At 60.0% G+C, this 4,540-nt stretch carries 4 protein-coding genes; all 4 read right to left on the bottom strand.

Translation table 11 applies throughout. The annotated features are described in order from the left end of the window. Window positions 1–2: 2 nt before the first annotated feature. A complete protein-coding gene (locus BLP78_RS14870) occupies window positions 3–602 on the bottom strand; it encodes a NapC/NirT family cytochrome c (protein WP_053111332.1) in 600 nt (199 codons plus the stop codon). Continuing rightward, entirely contained in the window at window positions 602–1,309 is a 708-nt protein-coding gene (cycA, locus tag BLP78_RS14875) for a cytochrome c-550 CycA (RefSeq protein WP_090460523.1), read from the bottom strand. Before cycA ends, BLP78_RS14870 begins: the two co-directional genes overlap by 1 nt. 366 nt (window positions 1,310–1,675) lie before the next feature. Continuing rightward, entirely contained in the window at window positions 1,676–2,749 is a 1,074-nt protein-coding gene (haoB, locus tag BLP78_RS14880) for a hydroxylamine oxidation protein HaoB (protein WP_090460525.1), read from the bottom strand. A gap of 3 nt (window positions 2,750–2,752) precedes the next feature. Continuing rightward, complete coding sequence (locus BLP78_RS14885) at window positions 2,753–4,465, bottom strand: multiheme c-type cytochrome (protein WP_090460527.1); 1,713 nt, start codon at window positions 4,463–4,465, stop codon at window positions 2,753–2,755. Window positions 4,466–4,540: the final 75 nt, after the last annotated feature.

Genomic DNA, 4,540 nt, shown 5'->3' on the forward strand with positions numbered 1-4,540 from the left:
ACTCACTCCTCCTCATCCTCCTCGTCATCATCCTTCTTTTCGGGTTTGAGGACCAGTTTGCCCTGTTTCTTGCTCTCGTTCAAGTCGGTCTCGGGGGCTTCCTTGTGCACCAGATTCTGATGGCAGTCGATGCAGGTCGCCCCTTCCGTCTCCATCTTCTTGTGCGCAGCCTTGGCGTCAGCACCAGGCGGTTGCGGATTCTTGTGGCATTCACGACAGGTGCGGCTGTCCCACTTCTTCAGGTTCATGCGCGCATCGTGCGCCATGATCAGCCGGCGCTCGTTGAACTTCTCCAGGGTGGAGTAATCCTCGGCAAACTCCATGTACAGCTCGCGCGCCCCATCCACCACGTGGGTGGCCACCGCCAAGTGGAAGTTCTTGAAGCCCTGCGGGATATGGCAGTCCTTGCAGCCGGGGTTGGCCCCCAGCGCGCCATAGTGCGAGGAGGTCTTGAGCTCCTCCGCGGGATAACTCATGGAATGGCAACTGGTGCAGAATTCGGTGGTGGAGACGGCGGCCTCGCCGCCGAATACCACCGCCACCATCACGATCCCCAGTACGGCACCTGTGAGCAGGGTGCCGCCTGCTTTCATTCCCGCCATCAGTCCTCCGAACCTTTCACACCCACTTTGGCCTTGGCCTGGAAGTCGTCATGGTACTTGAACTTCGGCTCGCCAGTGAAGGTGCCGTCCAGTTTGTAGTGCTCGTGCATGGCCTTGGTGTCCTTGACGTATTTGTCAAAGTCGAAGGTGTACTTCTTGTCCACCGCGGGGGTGAAGGGGGTGTAGGGCTTCTTGGCACCCTTCCATGGGCTGCCTTCGTAGTTCATGTGGCAGGCGTTGCAGCTTTCTTCAAAGCTGAAGTCCTGTCCGGCATCGGCCAAGGTCTGGCGCGGAGCGGTCTTCTTCGATTTCTCGAAGGCAGCACCGGCCTTGCGGTGGGTGCCGCGATACTTGGAGCCGGGACCATGGCACGATTCGCAACCCACGCCGGTGGTGAACTTGCTCGGGTCCTCGACGGTGTAGCCGCCATCCTTGCCCCAGCCGTCGACGTGACAGCCTACGCAGTCCTTGTCCTTGGTGTAGTCCTTGGCCGGGTCGAGCTTGGCCTTCTTCTTGGCCTCGGCCTTGGTGTTGGGCTTCAGGGAGTCCATGGCTTTGGCGTGCGCGGTGTCGCCCCACGATTCGGCCTGGCTCTTGTGACAGGAACTGCACTTCTTGCGGCCTTCATACGATTGCGCGGTAGCACTGCCTGCAACTACCGCCAGCATGGCGGCTGCGGCGAGGACTAATGTCATGCGATGGCTCATGGTTTCTCCTTTTTTTCTGGCGAGACAAAATTATCCGGGTGTTATTAAAACCTTTTTTTATCCTGAATCCGACGCTTGCAGCGTGTCCCTCAAAGCGAAGCTCACGGGAAACGTAAAATCCTTTGTATTATAACGCTTAAGCGACAAATGCGCGGTCTACTACCGGATTCCGGATTTTGCCCATACTGTATCTCCGGTTTCTGTAAACGGGTAGCACCAGTACCATGACTCTTTCTGGTACCACTGGTACCGCCAGCCCGCCGCAGGCGGGTGGGCCGGGCGGTGGTCTGGTGGGTCTGCGGGTCTGGGGTCTGCTCGGTGGAGCTGTCGCTGTGTCTGCGCTGTGTCTGCGTGGTATCGCCGGAATCAGCTGCCTTCGGAGAGGTCGGCGCTGTTTGCGCTTGCGCTGTCGCCGGGGGCGGGGATTTTGTAGACCCAGTAGCCGCCTTGCTGGTAGATGAGCTGGAGGGCTTGCAGTTCCAGGGGCTGGGATTCGGTGAAGGGCAGCATCTGGGCGATGAGGCTCTCACTGTTGGGGCCTTTGTGCAGGAAGTAGGCGCGCACCATTTTGTCGGAAATGGATTGCAGGGTGTAGGTGTCGAACTGGTTGCTCTGCATCCAGGTCTTGAGGTAGCCGATCAGGCCGTGCATGTTGCCTTCCATGGGGAAGTTCTTGTAGGTGATGTCAAACTTGGGACGCATGAGCCCCAGTTTGTAGAGGTCGTTGACGTGGATGGCGATGTAGGCTTCGCGGTTGCCGGCCAGTTCGCGCAGCAGGGCGGCGCCGGTCTCGGGCGGGGCCAGGAGGGCGTCGGCGAAGCGCTGGAAGGTGGCGCGTTCCTGTTCGCCGGCAGGTGCGCCCCAGAATTCGTTCTCGTAGCGTTTGATGGCGTCGGTGCGCTCGAGCCACGGGGTGGGCACGATCAGGGGTTCGCCGATGCGGGTGGTGAACAGGGTGTCGCGTCCGGCCAGAAGGTTGACTTGGCGCGAGGTGTCCCACCAGGCGAGGATGAGTGCGTCCTTGGGCGCATGCTTGGCGATGGCCACCGACAGGGCGGCAAGTTCGCTGAGTTTGTTGTCGACGGTGACGAGCAGTTCGCTGGTGTGGTTTTCCCAGTCGAGCCGCACGGGTGCGTCAGTGCCCAGCCTTGCGGTGTGGGTGAGTGCCAGGGGCTGGTCGACGCCTTCGGCATAGACTTCATATTGGGCCAGCTTGAGGGCGGGGTCGATGCCTGCCGGCAGGCCCAGTTGCGGAAACTGGTCGATGCCGCCTTCGGTGACGAGCTGGTAGCGATAGGGGGCGGGGCCGGGGTTGAACCAGAGCCAGCCAAACCAGAGGAGTAAAAGAATTCCTCCCGCCACCAGGAGGATGCCCAGTGAGGGGAGGAGTTTGGTGTTGCGCCGCGCCACGGGGGCGCGGGTTGAAGTTGAGGTGCTCAAATGTTAGCGTTCGCTTTTTTCACGACGGCGCCAGCCGGCTAAGGCTAAGGTGCCGGCCAGGAGCATGCCGCCACCTAAGCCGCCCAGGGAGAGCTTGTCATCGGTGCTCTGGATGTCAAGCAGGCTGGAGCGTCGGCTGGATTCCATCTTGGCGACCCGTGCCTGCAAGGCGGCCATTTCGCGAATCTTGGTGTTTTCGTCCATGACTTCGACGTAGTCGCGGTTCATGGGTCCCCAACCTTCGGTGTAGGTCCAGCCGCCCGGGTTGACGTGGGCTAAGCCTACGTGCAGTTTGGGCAGGTTGTTCTCACCCATTTCCAGGACTTTGAGCTCGATGGCGGCAGGGTTGTTGTCCTTGGACCAGTAGAGCTGGGTGAAGCCGGCAAACATTTCTTTGTCGGGTGCCATGGGGGCGGGACGGTTGGTCTTCTGGCCGGTGAGCAGGCCATCCTTGTAGAGTTTCTCGGCTACGCCGTGGGCTTCCTTGAATTTGGCCAGGCCATGCAGGGTGCCTTTGTCCATGAATTCGAGGTAGGAGCGGGCGAAGCGTTCGGAGTGGCACTGGGTGCAGGTCTTGACCCAGGAGTCAAGCCGCTCTTCGGACCATTCGCTGGTGATGTTCTCGGCGATGCCGGGAACGGCGGGGTAGTTGGCCCAGCGTATCTTGCGTACGACGTTGTGGGCGTATTTGCCTTCATACTCGAAGTGGCAGCCGGCACAGGTGGGGGCGGTCTGTCCGCCTTTGGCGTAGGCGTCCTTCAGGGGGACTTCCCAGTTCCATTTGTCGCCCATGAGGGACACGATCTTGCCGTGCTTGCTCATGGAGTAGGCTTCCCAGTTGTTGTGGTCGACACCACTGTGGCAGGTGGCGCAGGCTTCGGGCTGACGCGATTCGGCCGCGGAGAATTCGTGCCGGGTGTGGCACATGTCGCATTTGTTCTGGTTGGTGTGGCACATGCTGCAGCCTTCGGCGATTTCGCGCTGGGGCATGGCGGCAAATACGGCGACTTCGACGTTGGCTTTCCAGTCAAGCGCGTGCGAGGGGCGTCCCTGCGGCCATTGTTTGTTGGGCCAGATCAAGGTGTCGCGCTCGGATTCGCGTTCGGCAAATTCCTGCAGGTGGCAGGTGCCGCAGACGTCTGCGGTGGGCATGCGCAGGTCTTTCATGTGGTCGGCTTTGCCTTTGGCGTTGATGTCGACGTGGCAGTCGATGCAACCAACTTCCTTGAGCTTTTCGTTGGCGCCGAGCCGGTTCATGGAGCGCAGGTTCTTCTCGACGTCTTCCAGTTTGGCTTTCTTGTAGAAAATGGGGTCGTCAGGCTTCAGGTTGCGTATCTTGTCCAGGTTGGCGTGGGTGCTCTTTTTCCAGGCGTTGACCCAGACCGGCGATTCGTCGGTGTGGCATTTGACGCATTCGTCGCGCGCAGCCACTTCTTTCATGGAGGTGGGCGGTTTGTAGAAGGAGGCAGGGTCAAAGTACATGCTCATGGGGATGGGCTCCCAGTATTTGGCCAGGGTGCCACGGCCCGCACCTTGTGCCGGGTCTTTGTAGCGCTTGACCAGCGCCTGGTGCAATTCTTTCGGTGAGGCCGATTGCTGCAGGTTCAGCGCTTTGTACGTTTCTTTGGGGACGCTGGGAAAGTCCGCGTACGCAGACGCCGCCAATAAGGCGCCGCATGCGAGCGTGACCAGCTTCAGCCAAGGTTTGACAACCATTTTTCTCTCCTTACTCCGTGTTGATTTGTTGTGTCCGATATCCAGACTCGAAACCTAAATCGCTATGCAATCAGG

Source organism: Nitrosospira sp. Nsp1 (genome assembly GCF_900100985.1).
GTDB lineage: Bacteria > Pseudomonadota > Gammaproteobacteria > Burkholderiales > Nitrosomonadaceae > Nitrosospira.